The following is a 17,561-nucleotide window of genomic DNA, read 5'->3' as shown; positions in this document are numbered from 1 at the left end:
TCAGCGCTGCAAACCCGCCGGAAATCGCGCGGGCAACTCAATACTCCCGCCAAGAATATCGAAATCAGCAACGATCAGACTTTTGCAGCAGCCTGTTAGACAAGACGGCGTGAAGCCGCATAGACTGGGCCGATACTCCAGAGCATGTGTGTCTTGGAAGCGGTCGGCAGAAACTGCAAGGCATCGAGTCGAATCAAAATGGGAGACGACAATGGCAAGGCACCTCACAAGAACACTGCTTTCAGGTATCACGCTGGCCGCGATGCTCGGCATCGCGACGATTTCGAGCCACGCGGCAACGCTGCACATGGCCTGGTCACAGGACGCCACGGGACTTGATCCGCACAAGCAGACGGCCTTTTCGTCGCTGCGGCTGCTGGAGCTGATCTATGAGCCGCTGGTGCGGGTCGACGCCAGCCTGCAGATCATCCCCGCCATCGCCACCTCCTGGGCGTTCTCCAAGGACGGCAAGGAGCTGACCTTCAAGCTCGATCCCAAGGCGAAATTCCAGGACGGCGCTGCCGTGACCTCGGCCGACGTCAAGGCATCGTTCGAACACATCCTCGACGAGAAGACGGGGGCTGCGGCTCGTGCCAACTTCCTGTCGATCGCCAGCATCGATACGCCGGATGCGGCGACCGTCGTGTTCCATCTTTCGCAGCCCGATGCGCCTATCCTGACGGCGATGAGCGACGTCAACGCGGCCATCGTCCCGGCCAGCGAAATCAAGGCCGGCTCGATCGGCACCAAGGCTTTAGGCTCGGGACCGTTCAAGCTCGACAAATGGGATCCCAATGCCAAGGAAGTCCTGAGCGCCAACAAGGACTGGGCCGGCGGCGCGACCGGTGTCGACGGCATCGAGATCAGCGTGCTGCCGGACGAGGCTGCGATCCTGGCCGCCATGCGCACCAAGCAGATTGACTTCGCGCTGCTCAACGACCCGCTGGTCGCCACGCTGGTGCCCAGGGAACCCAGCCTGCAGCTGAATCGCGTGCCGGTGCTGGCCTATCACGTGCTGCAGCTCAATCCGTCGCGCAAGCCGATGACCGAACTCAAGGTGCGCCAGGCCATCTCCTGCGCCATCGACCGGCAGGAGGTGCTGGACATCGCCTCGCTCGGCGAAGGCAAGGTAACCGGACCGCTGACAATCCCTGCGCTCGCGACCGACCCGAACCAGTTGTTCTGCTACAAGCGCGACGTCGAAAAAGCCAAGAAGCTGATGACTGAAGCCGGCTATGCCGACGGCTTTTCGGCGACGGTGATCGGCGCCACCGGCGAACCGCCGACGGCAGCGGCGGAGGCGCAGGTCATTCAATCGCAACTCGCTGAAATCGGCGTCAAGCTCGACATCAAGATGATGGAGCTTAACGTCTATGTCGACGCCTGGCTGAAAGGCGATTTCGATATGGCGATCGCCTTGAACGGTGGCCGCGCCGATCCCTACACCATGTACAACCGCTACTGGACCAAGGCGGGCAATCTGCAGAAGGTGGCGAACTACATCGATGACACGCTGGACAGCCAGATGCAGAAGGGCCGCGCCGAGACCGACCCGGCGAAACGCAAGGTGATCTTCGCCGAATTCGAGAAGCACCTCGCGGAAATGTCGCCCTGGATCTGGCTCTACACCTCGTACAGCTATACGGCCCAGCAGAAGAACATCGCCGGGTTCGTGCCGATGCCGACGGGAACGCTGTTCAGCCTGAGCAAGGTTACCATTCAGCAGTAGCCGCCGCAGGCTCTAGAGATAGAGCATGATGTCTGGACAAACGGTATCCGTTTGTCCGAGAAAACCGCTTCACACTTTTCGGCATCATGCTCTAGACGAGAGGACTTCTTCGCGTGAACTATCTGATGCGACGACTGGCGACGTTTCCTCTCGTCCTGCTTGGCGTGTCCATCCTGGTCTTTGTGGCGATCCGGATGGTGCCGGGCGATTCGATCACGGCGATGCTGGGCACCGAAGCCGGTTTGCTGACGCCGGCGCAACGCGACTCGCTCGCCGCCTATTTCGGCATCGACCAGCCCTGGTTCATCCAGTACTGGCGCTGGATAGGCGGCATCCTGCACGGCAATCTCGGTATTTCGGTCACCTATGGCAGGCCGGTGCTGGACGTCATCCTCGAGCGCTTTCCGCTGACGCTCGAACTGGCTGTGCTCTCAATGATTATCTCGCTCGCCGCCGGCATGCCTGCCGGGATCTTCGCCGCCACGCACAACGAGAAACTGTCCGATCTGGGTGTGCGCATCGTTGCCATGATCGGCCAGTCGACGCCGAGTTTCGTGCTTGGCCTGCTGATCATCTACACGCTGTCGGCCGGCTTCGGCGTGCTGCCGGCGATGGGCGAATTCGCGCCGCTCTGGCGGGATCCCCTGCGCAATCTCAGCCAATTGCTCCTGCCGGCCATTACGCTCGGCTTCGCCTTCGCCGCTTCCATCACCCGCATATCGCGCTCGGCCATGCTCGACGTGTTGAGCGACGACTATGTGCGCACCGCCCGCAGCAAGGGCGCCTCGGCGCGCAGCGTCATCTGGAGACACGCTTTACCGAACGCGCTGATCCCGGTCGTGACGCTGAGCGGCATCGAATTCGGCTATCTGCTGGGCGGTGCCGTCATCGTCGAGCAGATCTACGCGCTGCCCGGCCTCGGTCGCATGGTGCTGGACGCGATCCAGCAGCGCGACTACGCGCTGGTGCAGGGCAGCGTGCTGTTCATCGCCCTGAACTTCATGATCGTCAATCTCCTGGTCGATCTCGCCTATGTCGGGCTCGATCCGCGCATCCGGCTGGGAGAGTCCTGATGCGCATCCTGCGCGCCATCTTCGGGCATGGCAGCGGCCGCATCGGCGGCGTCATCGTCGGCGTCTATGTCACGGTCGCCATCCTCGGCATGCTGGGGCTGACGCCGCACAATCCCATCACGCAATTCCGCGTCGACCGGCTGCATGCGCCCAATGGCGCCTACTGGATGGGCACCGATCTGTTCGGCCGCGACGTGGCCAGCCGGCTGATGGCAGGCATCGGCCAGTCGTTCACGGTCGCCTTCTTCTCCGTGGCCTTCGCCACTCTGGCCGGCACCGTGCTCGGGCTGGCCGCCGCCTGGTTCGGACGCCGCTGGGACGGTATTGTGATGCGGATCATGGATGTGCTGCTGGCCTTCCCGGCCATCCTTTTGGCGCTGCTCATCGTCACCGTCGCCGGACCCGGCACTTGGACCAGCGTCGTTGCCATCGGCATCGTCTACACGCCGATCTTCACCCGCGTGGTGCGTGGCCCTGCGCTGTCGCTCAAGGCGCGTGAATTTGTCGATGCCGCACGCACCTTCGGCAGCAGTTCGAGCTACATCGTGATGCGCCATCTGCTGCTCAATCTTGTGGCGCCCTTGACCGTGCAGGTGACGCTGGCGCTGGCATGGTCGCTTTTGACCGAAGCCGGTCTGAGCTTTCTTGGCCTCGGCACCCAGCCGCCGGCGGCTTCGCTCGGCCTGATGCTGAGCGACAGCCGCAATCTGATGGAGACCGCCCCCTGGCTGATGATTTTTCCGGGGCTGACGATCATGATCAGCATTCTCGGCTTCAACCTGCTTGGCGATGCCCTGCGCGATATACTCGACCCGAAGATGCGGAGAGCGCCGGCATGATCCCGCTGCTGTCCGTTCGCGACCTGCGCGTTGGCTTCGGCCGCAATCCGCAAGCCAATGAGGTGGTGCGTGGCATAGGCTTCGATCTGGCCGATGGCGAGACGCTGGCCATTGTCGGCGAAAGCGGCTCGGGCAAATCCGTCACCGCGCTCTCGATCAATCGGCTGATCGATTTCAGCGGCGGCCGCATCACCGGTGGCGCCATGAAACTGAAACGCGCCGACGGCAGCCTTTTCGACCTGATGACCGCGACCGAACCGCAACTGACCGGCATTCGCGGCGCCGAGATCGGCATGATCTTCCAGGAGCCGATGACCTCGCTCAACCCGGTGCTGACCATCGGCTGGCAGATCGAGGAATCCTTTCGCCTGCACCGCGGCCTGACCGGAAGACAAGCCACGGCAGCGGCCAAGGATGCGCTCGACCGCGTGCGCATTCCCGATGCCGCGCGGCGGCTGAAATACACGCCCAATCAATTGTCTGGCGGCATGCTGCAGCGGGTGATGATTGCCATCGCGCTGGCCTGCAATCCGCGCCTGCTCATCGCCGACGAACCGACGACGGCGCTCGACGTGACGGTGCAGGCACAGATCATGGCGCTGCTTGCCGAACTGAAGCGGGAAACCGGTATGTCGATGATCTTCATCACGCATGACATCGGCCTGGTCGCCGGCATCGCCGACAAGGTGATGGTGATGCAGAACGGGCAGGCCGTCGAACAGGGCGAGCTCAACCAGATCCTCGACAATGCGCAGCACCCCTACACGCAGCATTTGCTGCGGGATGTGCCGCATTTCACCAACGGCAGCACGACGCGTTCGGACGGACGGCGCGACAAGGGCGCGAGCCACGAGCCGGCCTTGAAGGTCGACGGCCTCGTGGTGCGGTTTCCTCTCAAGAGCAGTTTCTTCAGCCGCGCCACGGGCGCCGTGCATGCCGTCGATGGCGTCGATTTCGACCTGATGCCAGGCGAAACTTTGGCCATCGTCGGCGAGAGCGGTTCTGGCAAATCGACCACCGCGCGTGCCGTCTTGGGGTTGGTGCGATCGACGCGCGGCAGCTTCTCGGTCGGGGCTAGAAAAGCTTCTGCTCAGCAAAGCGCCCTGCCCGTGCAGATGGTATTCCAGAACCCCTACGCCTCGCTCAACCCGAGGCTCAGCATCGAGAGCATCCTGGCCGAACCGGTGATCGCAACCGGCGGCCGGGTGGACGCCAAGATCCGCACGAGAATGACGAGCCTGCTCGAACGCGTTGGCTTGCCCAAGAACAGCCTGGAGCGCTACCCCCATGAATTCTCCGGCGGCCAACGGCAAAGGCTGTGCATCGCCCGGGCGCTGATGCTCAACCCTTCCGTGGTCGTCCTCGATGAAGCAGTGTCTGCCCTCGACGTCTCGGTGCAGGCCAAGGTGCTGGAGCTGCTGGTCGACTTGCAGCGCGAGTTTGGGCTGGCCTATCTGTTCATCTCGCACGACATGGCGGTCGTCGAACGCATCGCCCACCGCATCGCTGTCATCTATGCCGGCCAGATCGTCGAGATCGGCGATGCGAGTTCGGTGCTGTCGAAGCCGAAGCATTCCTACACGAAGAAGCTCATCGCCGCCGTCCCGACCATCGACCGCCGCCACGAGCATTTCGAGATCGACACGCGCCAGGTCCCCTCGCTGGTCCGCCCGCAGGGGTTCGAGCCGGCGCCGGCGAGGTGGGAGCAGTTTGGCAGCGATCATATGGTGAGGGTGGAGGTGTGATGGGTGGCACCCTGGAATACGCGAGGTCGGCGGGACAGCACCCCCCTCTGCCCTGCCGGACATCTCCCCCGCAAGGGGGGAGATTGGATGTCGCCACGGCTTTCGCCAATCTCCAACATTGGAAAGTTGGCGGAACATCAACGCTGCCAATCTCCCCCCTTGCGGGGGAGATGTCCGGCAGGACAGAGGGGGGTGTGACGGATCGCGGCCTCTCGGACGGAGGCCGGCATTGAACGACCTCCCCCGAGCTCTTCAATCGCGCCTTCCAGCCCCTCGCAGCAGCGGTTTCCGCCAAGCGCATTCCCGGTGGCGTGCTCGGCATTGTCAACAAAAATGGCGAACGCATCATCCGATCGATCGGGTCCGCGCAGCTCGTGCCAAAGCCCCGCCCCATGCAGGACAACACTTGGTTCGACCTGGCATCGCTAACCAAGGTCATCTTCACCACGCCGCGCATCCTGGCGCTGGCGGAAGGCGGCGTCATCGATCTCGATGCGCCGTTGATCTCGGTCCTGCCCGATCTTCGCCAGTATGATGCGGAGGCCTGGGAGCGGAAGGTGACGTTCCGGCAGTGCCTCGGCCACCAGACGCCCTTTCCGGCGGTCGAGCCGATCTACACTTACGGACGCGATCCCGACCTGCTGCGCGCCTTCGTCCTGCAGCGCGAATGGCGGGCCCGCGATCCGGTCTATTCCGACATCAACTTCATCCTGCTCGGTTTCGCGCTTGAGCGGCTGTCGGGAAAGACGATCCGCGACATCGAGCCCGGTCCGGGCTTTGCTTGGTCAACGGAGCCCAATGTCGCCGCGGCGACCGAGGACTGCACCTGGCGCCATCGCGTGCTGTCCGGCGAGGTGCACGACGACAATTGCTCGGCGCTGCAAGGCGCAGGTCACGCCGGCCTGTTTGGAACGGCAGCCTCGGTGCTCGATTTCGCGCAAGGGCTGCTGACGGGCGCCTCCGAACGTTCGATCGCGCTGATGCGCACGCTCTTGTCCGTTACCCGCACCCATGGCTGGGAGCGCCCCTATGCGGGCTGGTCCGGCGGGGCCTTGTGTAGCCCGGGCACCATTGGCCACACCGGCTTTACCGGTACCGGACTGTGGATCGACTTCGACGGAGGCAAGGCTTGGACCTTGCTCACCAACCGGATCCATCCGACACGTCATTTCGACAGTGGAATCGGTTCGCTTCGGCAGGCGGTCGGCGATCTCGTCAATGGAGCTCAATAATGGAACCAATCTGGGCCGTCGGCCTGATGACCGGCACCGTGCTGGACGGCAACATCGACGTCGCGCTGATCAAGACCGATGGTGAGCGGATCGACGATTTCGGCACCTATCGGCTGATGCCCTATCCCCCGTCGATCCGCGCCCTGCTGGAAGAGACGCTAACGGAGGCACGGGCCTGGAATTTTGTCGGGCCGGAGCCGGCGATTTTTCGCAAGGCGGAGGAGGCCCTGACGCGTGCCCAGTCGGCGGCGGTCAGGGAATTGGTCGAGAGCTATGGCATGACGATGGCCGATATCGGCGTCGTCGGTTTTCACGGCCAAACCGTGCTGCATCGCGCGCCGCAGATCGGACGGCTTGGCCAGACAAGGCAGCTCGGCGATGGCGAACTGATGCACGCCCTGTTGGGCACCAAAGTCGCCTACGATTTCCGCTCGGCCGACATGCGCGCCGGCGGGCAAGGCGCACCATTGGCCGCTGCCTATCACACCGCGCTGATGCGCAGCGCTGGCGCCAGTGGCGAGGTGGCGGTGCTCAATCTCGGCGGCGTCGCCAACATCACCTGGTGGGACGGCGCCGACAATGTCGTTGCCTTCGACACTGGACCGGCCAACGCGCCGCTCAACGATTTCATCAAATCGAAAGGGCTCGGCGAAATGGACCGCGATGGCGCACTTGGCCGGGCGGGAACGGTCGATGAGGCAAGGCTCGCCAAGCTGTTGCAGCACCCCTATCTGACCAAAGCCTACCCCAAATCGCTGGACCGTTTCGATTTCGGCGCCGCGATGGCGGACGGCCTGGGCGCCGAGGATGGTGCGGCGCTGCTCACCGCCTTCACCGCTGCCGCCGTCGGCAAGGCGCTCGACCTTTTGCCGCGCCGGCCGAAGAAACTGGTCGTCAGCGGCGGCGGCCGTCACAACCCGACGATGATGGCAATGCTCGCCAGCCGTGCCGATGTCGAGGTGGTGCAGGCTGAAACTCTCGGCTGGAGCGGCGATGCCGTGGAGGCGGAATGCTTTGCCTTCCTCGCGGTTCGCGTGCTGCGCGGCCTGCCGATCAGTTTTCCAAGCACCACCGGCGCGCCGCAGCCGATGCGCGGCGGGCGGCTGGCCGGCTGATCAGGCAACCAGTTTCTTCTGCAGGAAGATACGGCTGCGGCCGACAGGGAAATCGGCCAGCGTGCCGAAGGGCTGATAACCCTGGCGCTGATAGACCTTGGCGGCGTTTGGATTGAAGGTATCAATCCAGGCATTGTTGCAGCCGCGCGCAACAGCTTCCTGTTCGGCCGCGTCCAGCATTGTGCCGGCCATGTGCTGGCCGCGCAGCCTTTCATCGACCCACAGCCATTGCACGTAAAGCCAGCCCCAGGCGGTGTAACCCGAAATGCCGGCGACGAGCGCGCCGTCCTCATCGCGCACGAACACCGCCAGGGCTTTTCGCTCGGAAACGCCGACATCGCCGTCGTTGAACGCCGCTAGGCGTTCGCCGAGAAAAGTGAGGTCTTCCGGCAAAGGATTTGCCGTCGTCTCAAATGTCGTCTTCATATCGATCCCCGAACAGGGTGCGCGTCCTGATCGCCGCCATTGCGAAATTCGGAGGCGGCAATGCCGTAGCGCTTGAGCTTGTCGTAAAAAGTCTTGCGCGGCACGCCGAGCGCGTCGATGGCGCTGCGCACGTCGCCGCCGTGATCGCGCAACGCATCGCGGATGAGTTGCGCCTCGTATTGGCCGACCCGTTCGGGCAACGCTGCCGCGGGCTCCGGCGAGTGCGCAGAACCGGCTTTCGCCTCATCATCCGGGCCAAGGCCAAGCGCGACACGGTCGGCAAAATGGGCGAGCTCGCGCACATTGCCCGGCCAGGCATGCGACTGGAGATGGTCGCTGACGGCGGCGTTCACCCTGGCGACAGGCCGGCCGAAGCGCTCCGAAGCCTTGCCGAGGAAATGCCCGAACAGCATCGGAATGTCGCCGCGCCGTTCGCGCAGGGGCGGTATGCGCAACGTCACCACGTTGAGGCGAAAATACAGATCCTCGCGAAAATCGCCGCGCTGGTCTGGCCGGCCGAGATCGACCTTCGTTGCCGCGACAACCCTGAGGTCGACGCGGCGGGTCTCGTTCGAGCCAAGCGGCGTGACGCTACGCGTTTCGAGCACGCGCAGCAGCTTGACCTGGAGCGCCGGCGGCATGGATTCGATCTCGTCGAGGATCAGCGTACCGCCGCTGGAATGCTCGATGCGGCCGATGCGCCGCCGTTGCGCCCCGGTGAATGCGCCCACCTCGTGACCGAACAGTTCGCTTTCTATGACGGTCTCAGGCAGCGCGCCGCAATTCAGCGCCACGAAGGGCTTTGCCCGTCGCCGCCCCCATCTGTGCAGAAGATCCGCGACCACTTCCTTGCCGGTTCCGGTCTCCCCTTCGACCAGCACATCGACATCCATGTCGGCGATCTGGCGCAAGGTCTCGCGCAGCCTTCTGATGGCGGGCGCTTCGCCGATCAGCGGCAGACCGTCGGCAGCCTGCGCCGCGGCTTCGCGCAACCGCCGGTTCTCCATCACCAGCCGCCGCTTCTCACTTGCCCGCTTCAGCGCCTCGACAAGGCGATCGCCGGCATAGGGCTTTGGGATGAAATCGTAGACGCCGTCCTTGAGCGCGGCCACGGCGAGATCGACATCGCCATGCCCGGTGACCAGGATCACGGGTATGTCCGGGTCGATCGCCTTGATGCGATCGAACAGCTGCAGACCATTCATGCCCGGCATGCGGATGTCGCTGACCACCACGCCCTCGAAATTCCTGTCGACGACACCAAGCGCTGCCTCGGCGGCGTCGAGCGCGGCCACGGTGAATCCGGCAAGCTCGAGCAACTGCGTGGTGGCGTGAAGCAGGTCTGCATCGTCGTCGACGAGTGCCACCAGCCCTGATCCGTCCGTCATTCTATCCGCCTCAAGTCGATGGTGAAGGAGGCGCCACTGGCGCTGCCGGGGGTGCTGGCGCTGCCGGGATCGAGCCGCAGGGTGCCGCCCAATTCCTGGGCGATCTCCTGCGAAATCACCAGCCCGAGGCCAAGCCCCTTCTCCTTGGTGGTCTGGAACGGCATGAACAGATTGCCGGCCGCCTCCGGACCGAGACCAGGGCCGTTGTCGCGCACCGAAATCAGCACCCTGTCATCGCGCTCGGCGAGTTCGATCTCGATGCGGGGATCAGGTTGGTCCTTCATGGCGTCCAGCGCATTCTGCAGCAGATTGACCAGGATCTGCTCCAGCCGGATGCGGCTGGCCATGACCACCGGCGAGGCGTTGCCGCGCGGCTTGACGATGGTCACGCCGGAATCGCGGATGCGGCCGGACAGCAGCGACAGCGCGCCGTCGATCGCTTCGCGCACCGGCAGTGGCGAGGCGGCGACGCCCGGCCGGCGAGCGAAGGTGCGCAGCGTGCTGGTGATCGCGCCGATACGTTCGGTCATCGAAACGATCGATGTCAGATTGCCGCTGGCCGGTTCGGTTTTGCCGCTGTCGAGAAAGCGGCCGGCATTCTCGGCATAGGTGCGGATGGCGGCAACCGGCTGGTTGATCTCATGCGCCACACCGGCCGCGATCTGTCCGAGTATCGACAGCCGGTTGGCCTGAGCGAGATCGTCGCGCAGCCGGCGGACCTTGGCTTCGGCATTCTCGCGCTCGGCGATTTCGCCGGCAAGGGCGGCGTTGGAGCGCGTCAGCTCGGCCGTTCGCGTGCTGACGCGGCTCTCCAGTTCGGCATTCATGCGCGCCAGTGCTTCTTGTCGAAGCCGGCGGGCGCGGCGGCGGCGGGTGAGCACGAAGGTTAGCAAGCCCATCAGCAGCAGCCCGAGCAATGTGGTTAGGCGCGCCGTGTTGGCGGCGGAGGAGAGAGCAGCGTCGGCAGGCGTCAGCAGCCAGAGACGCCAGCCGGGAACCGCGCCAGGCAGATCCTGCACCACTTCGACGAACTGGCGCGACTTTCCGGCGCTGTCGATCGTCGCCAGGCCGTCACCGGCGCCGCGCCGTAGCGGCAGCGGCTCGAAGCCGGCATCGGCCAACTGTAGCTGCTCGTGGGCAGCAGCGGCATCTTCGGCGGAGAGCGGCGCCAACGCACGAAACCGCCAGTCGGGCTGGCTGGTGGCAAGCACCACGCCGCGCTCATCGGTGACGAAAACGAGAAAGCCGCTGGAGCGCCAATTGGCTTCGACGCCGTCGAGCTCGACCTTCAACACCGCGACGCCAAGCGGCTTGCCGCCATCGTCGACCCGGCTGGCCAGGTAGAGGCCTGGCTTGCCGCTGATCGTGCCGAGGCCATATTGGCTGGCGGCTCCCTTCGCCATGGCCTCCTGGAAATAGTGACGAAAATTGTAGTCGATGCCGACAAAGCTCGCCGGTTCGCCGGCATTGCTCCCTGATATGGCGATGCCTGCCGTATCGATGACATAGATGGCTGACGCCGAGGCATCGCCGGCGATCGACTTGAGCTTGTCGTTGAGGGCCTTTTCTTGCATTTTTCCGGCTCGGCGCAGAGCGCCGCGCACCGCATCGTCGCGGGCCAGCACCAGTGGAACCAGGCGCTGCTTTTCGATTTCGCCGGTCAGCGTTCCCGCCGCCAGTGGCAAAGCGGCAAGTGCTGTGTCGCGTAAATTGTCGGCCGCCTGGCCGGCGGCAATGCGCCCGGCGATGACGATCGCGCCGGCCAGGACGGCAAGGGCGACGACCACGACGAGCCAGCGGCCATTGCGCAGCCGGGCCACTGCCTCGCGCAGCAACTCACGGCCGGCAAACCCTTGGGATTCGCTATCGGTGCCTGCTTGCAGCGTCTGCCCTCTCCCTTTTGCTCGCAGCCTTGCGGCCAGTGTAATGCGAAAATCCGCCCGGGCAAACGCTGCCTGTGCGGAAATCCGCACAGGCATTGCCCCCATGGCCTCTGACAAAGGCGGAAATATGGGATTCCGGCCTTTCCGCGAACTGGCACAGCGCTTGCAAAAGTCTTGGCTAGCGGCGTGCGACCGGAGCGCCGCGATGGGAGAAGTCACGCAGGGCGGTGCATTTCCGCCCCATCCGGCAGGGAGAGTTCGATGCACATCGCAGACCAATCAGGCGCGTCTTCCGCGCAGCGCAAGCCTTTCTATGCCCAACTCTACGTGCAGGTGCTCGTCGCGATCACCGTCGGCATCCTGCTCGGCCATTTCTATCCGTCCGTCGGCGAGAGCATGAAGCCGCTCGGCGACGCCTTCATCAAGCTGGTCAAGATGATCATCGCCCCGGTCATCTTCCTGACCGTGACGACGGGCATTGCCGGCATGAGCGACCTGCAGAAGGTCGGGCGTGTCGCCGGCAAGGCGATGCTCTATTTCCTCACCTTCTCGACGCTGGCGCTGATCATCGGCCTTGTCGTCGCCAATGTCGTGCAGCCGGGCGCCGGCTTCAACATCGACCCGGCGACGCTCGACGTCTCGACCGTCAACACCTATGCCGCCAAGGCGCACGACCAGTCGGTCACCGGCTTCCTGATGAACATCATCCCGACGACGATCGTCGGTGCCTTCGCCGACGGCGACATCCTGCAGGTGCTATTCTTCTCGGTGCTGTTCGGCATTGCGCTGGCGCTGGTCGGCGACAAGGGCACGCCCGTGCTCAATTTCCTGCAGGCACTGACGACGCCGATCTTCAAGCTGGTCAGCGTGCTGATGAAGGCAGCCCCGATCGGTGCCTTCGGCGCCATGGCCTTCACCATCGGCAAATACGGCATCGGCGCGGTCATCAACCTCGCCATGCTGGTCGGCACTTTCTACGTGACGTCATTTCTGTTCGTCTTTATCGTGCTGGGTGCGGTCTGCCGCTACAATGGCTTCTCCATCCTGTCCTTGATCCGCTACATCAAGGAAGAGCTGCTGCTGGTGCTGGGCACCTCGTCGTCGGAGGCAGCCCTGCCCTCGCTGATGGAAAAGATGGAGAAGGCCGGTGCCAAGCGCTCGGTGGTCGGATTGGTCATCCCGACCGGCTATTCCTTCAATCTCGACGGCACCAACATCTACATGACGCTGGCCGCGCTGTTCATCGCGCAGGCGACCAACATCCACCTTTCGATCGGCGACCAGATCCTGCTGCTGCTGGTTGCCATGCTCTCGTCCAAGGGTGCCGCGGGCATCACCGGGGCGGGCTTCATCACCCTTGCCGCCACGCTGTCGGTGGTTCCGGCGGTGCCGGTCGCCGGCATGGCGCTGATCCTCGGCGTCGATCGCTTCATGTCGGAGTGCCGGGCGCTGACCAACTTCGTCGGCAATGCCGTCGCCACGCTGGTGGTGGCACGCTGGGAAGGCGAACTCGACGAAGCCAAGCTGGCGAGGGCCCTGGCGGGCACGGCCGACGACAGCCTGCCGGCGGATGTCGTTCCGGCCGAGTAATCCGTGCGGTCTGATACCAACAACGGCCGGAGGCATGCTGCCTCCGGCCGTTACGCACGCCGCGCAGCTTGAGCTCAGCCGTTGAAGTCCCTCCTCGTGTCCGGAAATGTGCTTGGGCCAACAGGCATGCGGGCGGCAATCGTGCCCACATCATCGAACAGGACGAGGCTGGCAGCGCCAACCAGCCCAGCATGGCGGCCGAGCTGGGCCTGAACGACCGGCACGTCGCGATAGGCGCGCATGGCCCGCTGCCTGATGGTCGCCTCGATGGTCGGCAGCATCAGGTCGAGCCCATTGGCAATGCCACCGCCGACGACCAGCACATCGGGCGAATAGAGATGCAAGAGGTTGGTGAAGCCGACGCCCAGCCAGCGGGCTTCCTCGTCCAGCAAGGCCGAGGCAAGACCGTCCCGCAGCCGTGCCGCCTCGACGACATGGCGGCCGGTCACCTCCTTGTCCGCAGACAGGCGCCGCAAAGTCGAGCCGTCGCCGGCGGCCGTCGCGGCAGTGGCGCGGCGGCCAAGTGCTGTTCCCGAAGCGATGGCCTCGAAGCAGCCGACGACACCGCACATGCAACGCTCGCCTTCATTGGTGATGGTCATATGGCCGATCTCGGCGGCGAGGCCGCGGCGGCCATGCAGGATGCGCCCGTCAACGACGACACCGCCACCGATGCCGGTGGAAACCGTGACGAAGACCAGCGAGCGCGCGCCATGGCCGGCGCCGAAACGCCATTCGCCGAGTGCCGCGGCATTGGCGTCGTTCTCCAGCCGCACCGGCAGGCCGAGCCGCCGTTCGAGGATGTCGGCAAGCGGCACGTCCAGCCAGCCGGCGAGTGTCGGCGGGCCGACGGCGATGCCGGCCAGCGGATCGAGCGGCCCCGGCGCACCGACGCCAACGCCGACAATCGAGAGTGCCGGTGCCTCGGCATGGACGGTCGCCGCCAGCGCCTCGATCTGGCCGATCACCACGTCGGGGCCAGCCTGCGCCTGCGTCGGCACCGCCGCGAATGCCAGGATCTTGCCGTCGCGGTCGACCAGGGCGGCACGAAGCTCCGTCCCGCCAAGATCGATCGCAAGGGCGGCTTGTATCGTCATGCCGCGACCTTCAAGCCATGGAGCCAGCCGATGCGACCGGCGAGGTCCTTGTCGCCAAAGGCCAGCGAACCGAGAACCACGGTTTCGGCGCCGGCGGCACGCAGCAATGGCACGGTCTCATGGCGGATGCCGCCATCGGCCGCCAGAACCACGTCTGCCTCGCGGCCGGCCTGCTTGAGGATGGCGCGGGCGTCGCCCAGCCTGTCGCAGGCCTTGTCCGACAGGCTCTGCCCCTTGACGCCGATCGCCGTCCCGAGAAGCGTGACGAAAGCGACCTCGGAGACGAAAGGCGTCACCGTCTCGACCGGCGTCTCCAGCCTGAGCACGACGCCCGCTTCGGCGCCGAGTTCGCGTGCCAGCCGGACGGCGCGCAACCCCACTTCCCCATTCTCGGCATGGACGCTGATCATGTCGGCGCCGGCCTCGATGAATTGGCGCGTCTGAGCCTCGACGATTGCTTCGTCGACCATCAGATGGACATGGATGGGCTTGGCCGTCAGCCTGGCGATGCGGGCGACGAGATCGGGGAAGAACAGGAAGGACGGGGCGAAATGCCCATCCGCCACATCGATGTGATGAAGATCGACATAGGGCTCGATACGCCTGAGATCGCTCTCGAAATTAGCGAGATCAGCGGACCACAGCGAGAATTCGGCGATCATGCGATCGCGCGGCAATGCGGCGATGGCGGCAGGGCCGGAAAGAGGTTTCGAGATCATGATTGGTCCTGGTTGTTGAAACGATCTTTGAGGAAGCTGCCGATGGCGGTTCGGATCTCGGCGAAATGGCGATCCTTGTCGGTGCCTTTCGCCGCCACCTCTGCAAAGGCGGCATTGGGGATGGTTTTGGCAAGGCTGCGGGCGGTCGCCAGCGGATGGACGAGATCGATGCCGCTGCCAATGACGAGCGTGGGGATTGCGAGGCCACCGGCCGCTGCCCGCGTGACGCCGGGCCCGTCCCCTGCGATGGCCTGCATCACCTCGGCGAAAACTGTCGCGTTTTCGCGCGCGAAGAAGCCAAGCAAGGAGGCGAGATTGTCCGGCGCTTCGGTGCGAAAGCGGGCCGCTGTCGCCGAGGCCGCGAAGGCTTCGCGCGCTTCATCCAGCGGGCGGTTGCGGATGAGTTCCGCCACTTCCACGTAAGCGCGCATGTTTTGCGGCGCCGCTTCGAAAGCGCAGGCCGGGCGCACAAGCACCAAGCCCAGGACGCGGTCCGGGTGCCGGGTGGCAAGCTGCAAGGCAATCGCCGCCCCCATCGAGACGCCGCCGGCGACGAAATGGTCGATACCAGCCGCATCGGCAGCGGCCAGCACGTCATCGGCGAACATCGCGATCGAAAAAGGCCGTGTCGTGCCGGCGCCGGAGCCACCCTGCGCGCGGCATTCGACGGTCAGCCGGTGGTATTGCGGGCCGTCGGGAAAATTCTGCGCCGCCTGCGCTGCATCGCCGCCGAGGCCATGCTGGAAGACGACGGGAAGCCTGCCCTGCCCCATGTCGAAGACACGAAGCGCCGCGCCGTCACGCAGCAGGATCGTCGGCGCGGCGTCCATCAGAGGAGCCCTCGCAGAAAGGCAGCGACGCCGGGGGCTTCGTCGGCGGACAGTCCGTGGGTGACAAGCGATCCACCGAAGCCCGCCGCTTTCAGCCGCCCAACGAAATCTGGGAAATCGACGATGCCCTGCCCTGATGTGGCAAAGCGGCCGTCACCATGGCGGTCCTTGGCATGCGCCATGGCGATGTGGCCGGCGGCCTCATCGATCGCTGCGGCGACAATAGCACGCGCCTCGTCGGGCGTCGCGTGTTCGAACAGGTTTGCCGGGTCAAGCACGATCTTCAGATGCTTCGATCCCATCTCGGCGATCAGGCTGGTCGCGTCCTTGGCCGAGGTGACGATGTTGGCCTGTTCGGGCTCGATGCCGAGATCGACGCCGGCCGCTTCGGCCAGCGCCAGCGCCTTCGCCATCTCGGTGGCCATGTCGGACCAGACGGCCGGCTGGCCATTGTCGGGATGATACGCCCATTGATCGGCGGTGTTGCGCGAGCCGGTGCAGAGCGTGACCAGCGGGATGTCCAGGGCTGCAGCACCTTCGATGACGACGGCGAGACGCCGAAGGCCATCGTCGCGCACTGCCTTGTCGGGATGCGCCATATTGTAGGTGCCCGAAAGTGCGGCGAGTGAAACACCGCTAGATTGCGCCGCAGTGCGGATGGCTGCAACGGCATCCGCCGGCATCGCATCTGGCATCGACGGCAGGCCGGCGCAGGCGAGATTGAACTGCGTCGTCTCATAGCCCGCTTGCCGAACGGCTGCGAGCACCGCAGCCGGCTCGGCACCGGGAAAGGTCTTGGCGAAGATGCCGAGACGCATCAGACCGCCCCCGAAACCGAGGCGAGTTCGACCCGCTCGCCTGATACAACCGAACGCGCGATAGCGACCATGGCGCGGATCGAGGCGATGCCGTCCTCGACATTGGCGCCGCGCATCGGCGTGCCTTCCAGCACGGTTTGCGCAAGACCTTCCAACTGGCGGCGGAAGAAATGGCCATCGGCGCCGAGCGGCTTGTGGGCCGTGGCGGTCTTCTCATGAAATATCTCCACCTCGCTGGCACGGAAGTACCAGGGGTTGAATGTCCTGGCGATGACGGAGCCGTTCTCGCCATAGAGCTGAAAGCCTTCGTGCCAGTCCATGCGGACGGCGACGGTGAGGTCGAGATGGCCAAGCGCGCCGCTGGCGAACTCGGTCTCGACGAACCAGCAATAGGCGCCGAATTTCTCATTGAGCCGGGCGCGTACGGCGACGATATCACCGCACAGGAAACGCGCGGTATCGACGAGATGCGAGCCATGCGCCAGCATGAAATACTGCCGCAGATCGGCCTTGGGATTTCCCGCCGGCTTCTTCGCCAGCTTGCTGGTGACGGGCAGCGGCTGCACGGCATCGGTGTTGGTGTAGCGATGGGTGGAATCGCAGTACCAGGCTTTCAGCGCCAGCACCTCGCCGATCTCGTCGCGGACAAAATCGCGCGCGGCCTCCAGCGCCGGATCAAAGCGCTTCATGTGCCCGACCTGCAGGACCTTGCCCGAACGCCTGACGGCCTCGGCGAGTGCTTCGCCTTCCTCGACTGAGGTGCCGATCGGCTTTTCGCACAGAACATGCTTGCCGGCGTCGAGCGCCTTGATCGACATCGGCACGTGATAGGCGTCCGAGGTGGCGACGATCACCGCCTCGAGCTCCGGATCGGCGAGCATCGCGTCATAGTCGGCGTAAATCTTTTGCGGTTCGTAGGTGGCGCCCATACGGGCAAGCAGATCGGGTGCCGCGTCGCAAATGGCGTAGAGGTCGGCATTGCCCGCCTTGACGCAGGATTCCAGATGCGCGAACTGCGCGATGGGGCCGCAGCCGAGCACGCCGACTCTGAGGCGTCTGTCCTGTTTCTTGATCATC

14 protein-coding genes and 1 pseudogene are annotated in these 17,561 nt (G+C 64.8%); 7 read left to right on the top strand and 8 right to left on the bottom strand.

Annotated elements, in window-relative coordinates:
• Nucleotides 1-211: 211 nt before the first annotated feature.
• The 6 genes and pseudogenes from NKI38_RS07715 (at nucleotide 212) to NKI38_RS07690 (ending at nucleotide 7,733) form a co-directional block, all read left to right on the top strand.
• Nucleotides 212-1,729 (top strand): ABC transporter substrate-binding protein, encoded by a 1,518-nt coding sequence (locus tag NKI38_RS07715; protein WP_352656135.1) that lies wholly within the window; start codon nucleotides 212-214, stop codon nucleotides 1,727-1,729.
• 113 nt (nucleotides 1,730-1,842) lie between these two features.
• On the top strand, nucleotides 1,843-2,802 hold the full coding sequence (locus NKI38_RS07710; protein ID WP_352656133.1) for an ABC transporter permease: 960 nt from the start codon (nucleotides 1,843-1,845) through the stop codon (nucleotides 2,800-2,802).
• Nucleotides 2,802-3,641, top strand: coding sequence for an ABC transporter permease (locus NKI38_RS07705; protein ID WP_352656131.1), 840 nt, complete (start codon nucleotides 2,802-2,804; stop codon nucleotides 3,639-3,641). The genes NKI38_RS07710 and NKI38_RS07705 overlap by 1 nt, the downstream gene beginning before the upstream one ends.
• Nucleotides 3,638-5,386, top strand: coding sequence for an ABC transporter ATP-binding protein (locus NKI38_RS07700; RefSeq protein WP_352656129.1), 1,749 nt, complete (start codon nucleotides 3,638-3,640; stop codon nucleotides 5,384-5,386). Before NKI38_RS07705 ends, NKI38_RS07700 begins: the two co-directional genes overlap by 4 nt.
• A 245-nt stretch (nucleotides 5,387-5,631) precedes the next feature.
• Nucleotides 5,632-6,618, top strand: a pseudogene (locus NKI38_RS07695) (serine hydrolase domain-containing protein); the annotation flags it as partial.
• Nucleotides 6,618-7,733, top strand: coding sequence for an anhydro-N-acetylmuramic acid kinase (locus NKI38_RS07690; RefSeq protein WP_352656127.1), 1,116 nt, complete (start codon nucleotides 6,618-6,620; stop codon nucleotides 7,731-7,733). The pseudogene NKI38_RS07695 and the gene NKI38_RS07690, both read left to right, overlap by 1 nt.
• On the opposite strand, the gene NKI38_RS07685 is transcribed toward NKI38_RS07690, so the two are convergent.
• Genes NKI38_RS07685 through NKI38_RS07675 form a run of 3 tightly spaced genes read right to left on the bottom strand, consistent with a single transcriptional unit; the run spans nucleotide 7,734 to nucleotide 11,520 of the window.
• Nucleotides 7,734-8,159: a GNAT family N-acetyltransferase gene (locus tag NKI38_RS07685; RefSeq protein WP_352656125.1), complete on the bottom strand. Its 426-nt coding sequence runs from the start codon at nucleotides 8,157-8,159 to the stop codon at nucleotides 7,734-7,736.
• Nucleotides 8,156-9,547 carry a sigma-54-dependent transcriptional regulator gene (locus NKI38_RS07680; protein ID WP_352656123.1) on the bottom strand — a complete coding sequence of 464 codons (1,392 nt, stop codon included), beginning with the start codon at nucleotides 9,545-9,547 and terminating at the stop codon, nucleotides 8,156-8,158. The genes NKI38_RS07685 and NKI38_RS07680 overlap by 4 nt, the downstream gene beginning before the upstream one ends.
• On the bottom strand, nucleotides 9,544-11,520 hold the full coding sequence (locus tag NKI38_RS07675; protein WP_352656153.1) for a sensor histidine kinase: 1,977 nt from the start codon (nucleotides 11,518-11,520) through the stop codon (nucleotides 9,544-9,546). The genes NKI38_RS07680 and NKI38_RS07675 overlap by 4 nt, the downstream gene beginning before the upstream one ends.
• A gap of 171 nt (nucleotides 11,521-11,691) precedes the next feature.
• Here NKI38_RS07675 and NKI38_RS07670 point away from each other — a divergent pair, with 171 nt between their 5' ends.
• Nucleotides 11,692-13,020 (top strand): dicarboxylate/amino acid:cation symporter, encoded by a 1,329-nt coding sequence (locus tag NKI38_RS07670; RefSeq protein ID WP_352656121.1) that lies wholly within the window; start codon nucleotides 11,692-11,694, stop codon nucleotides 13,018-13,020.
• 74 nt (nucleotides 13,021-13,094) lie between these two features.
• Here the strand turns inward: NKI38_RS07670 and NKI38_RS07665 are convergent, their stop codons facing one another.
• Genes NKI38_RS07665 through NKI38_RS07645 form a run of 5 tightly spaced genes read right to left on the bottom strand, consistent with a single transcriptional unit; the run spans nucleotide 13,095 to nucleotide 17,560 of the window.
• On the bottom strand, nucleotides 13,095-14,117 hold the full coding sequence (locus NKI38_RS07665) for an ROK family protein (protein WP_352656119.1): 1,023 nt from the start codon (nucleotides 14,115-14,117) through the stop codon (nucleotides 13,095-13,097).
• Nucleotides 14,114-14,836 (bottom strand): ribulose-phosphate 3-epimerase, encoded by a 723-nt coding sequence (locus tag NKI38_RS07660; RefSeq protein ID WP_352656117.1) that lies wholly within the window; start codon nucleotides 14,834-14,836, stop codon nucleotides 14,114-14,116. Before NKI38_RS07660 ends, NKI38_RS07665 begins: the two co-directional genes overlap by 4 nt.
• The gene (locus NKI38_RS07655; protein ID WP_352656115.1) at nucleotides 14,833-15,666 is read right to left on the bottom strand and encodes an alpha/beta fold hydrolase; all 834 of its coding nucleotides are present in this window, start codon (nucleotides 15,664-15,666) and stop codon (nucleotides 14,833-14,835) included. Before NKI38_RS07655 ends, NKI38_RS07660 begins: the two co-directional genes overlap by 4 nt.
• The gene (locus NKI38_RS07650; RefSeq protein ID WP_352656114.1) at nucleotides 15,666-16,484 is read right to left on the bottom strand and encodes a sugar phosphate isomerase/epimerase family protein; all 819 of its coding nucleotides are present in this window, start codon (nucleotides 16,482-16,484) and stop codon (nucleotides 15,666-15,668) included. The genes NKI38_RS07655 and NKI38_RS07650 overlap by 1 nt, the downstream gene beginning before the upstream one ends.
• Nucleotides 16,484-17,560 (bottom strand): Gfo/Idh/MocA family protein, encoded by a 1,077-nt coding sequence (locus tag NKI38_RS07645; RefSeq protein WP_352656112.1) that lies wholly within the window; start codon nucleotides 17,558-17,560, stop codon nucleotides 16,484-16,486. The genes NKI38_RS07650 and NKI38_RS07645 overlap by 1 nt, the downstream gene beginning before the upstream one ends.
• Between the last annotated feature and the right edge of the window lies 1 nt (nucleotide 17,561).

The sequence above is a fragment of the Mesorhizobium sp. M0621 genome (assembly GCF_040320745.1).
Taxonomy (GTDB): domain Bacteria; phylum Pseudomonadota; class Alphaproteobacteria; order Rhizobiales; family Rhizobiaceae; genus Mesorhizobium.
Note: the sequence above shows the minus strand (reverse complement) of the source record. Positions and strands in the feature narration are given on the sequence as shown.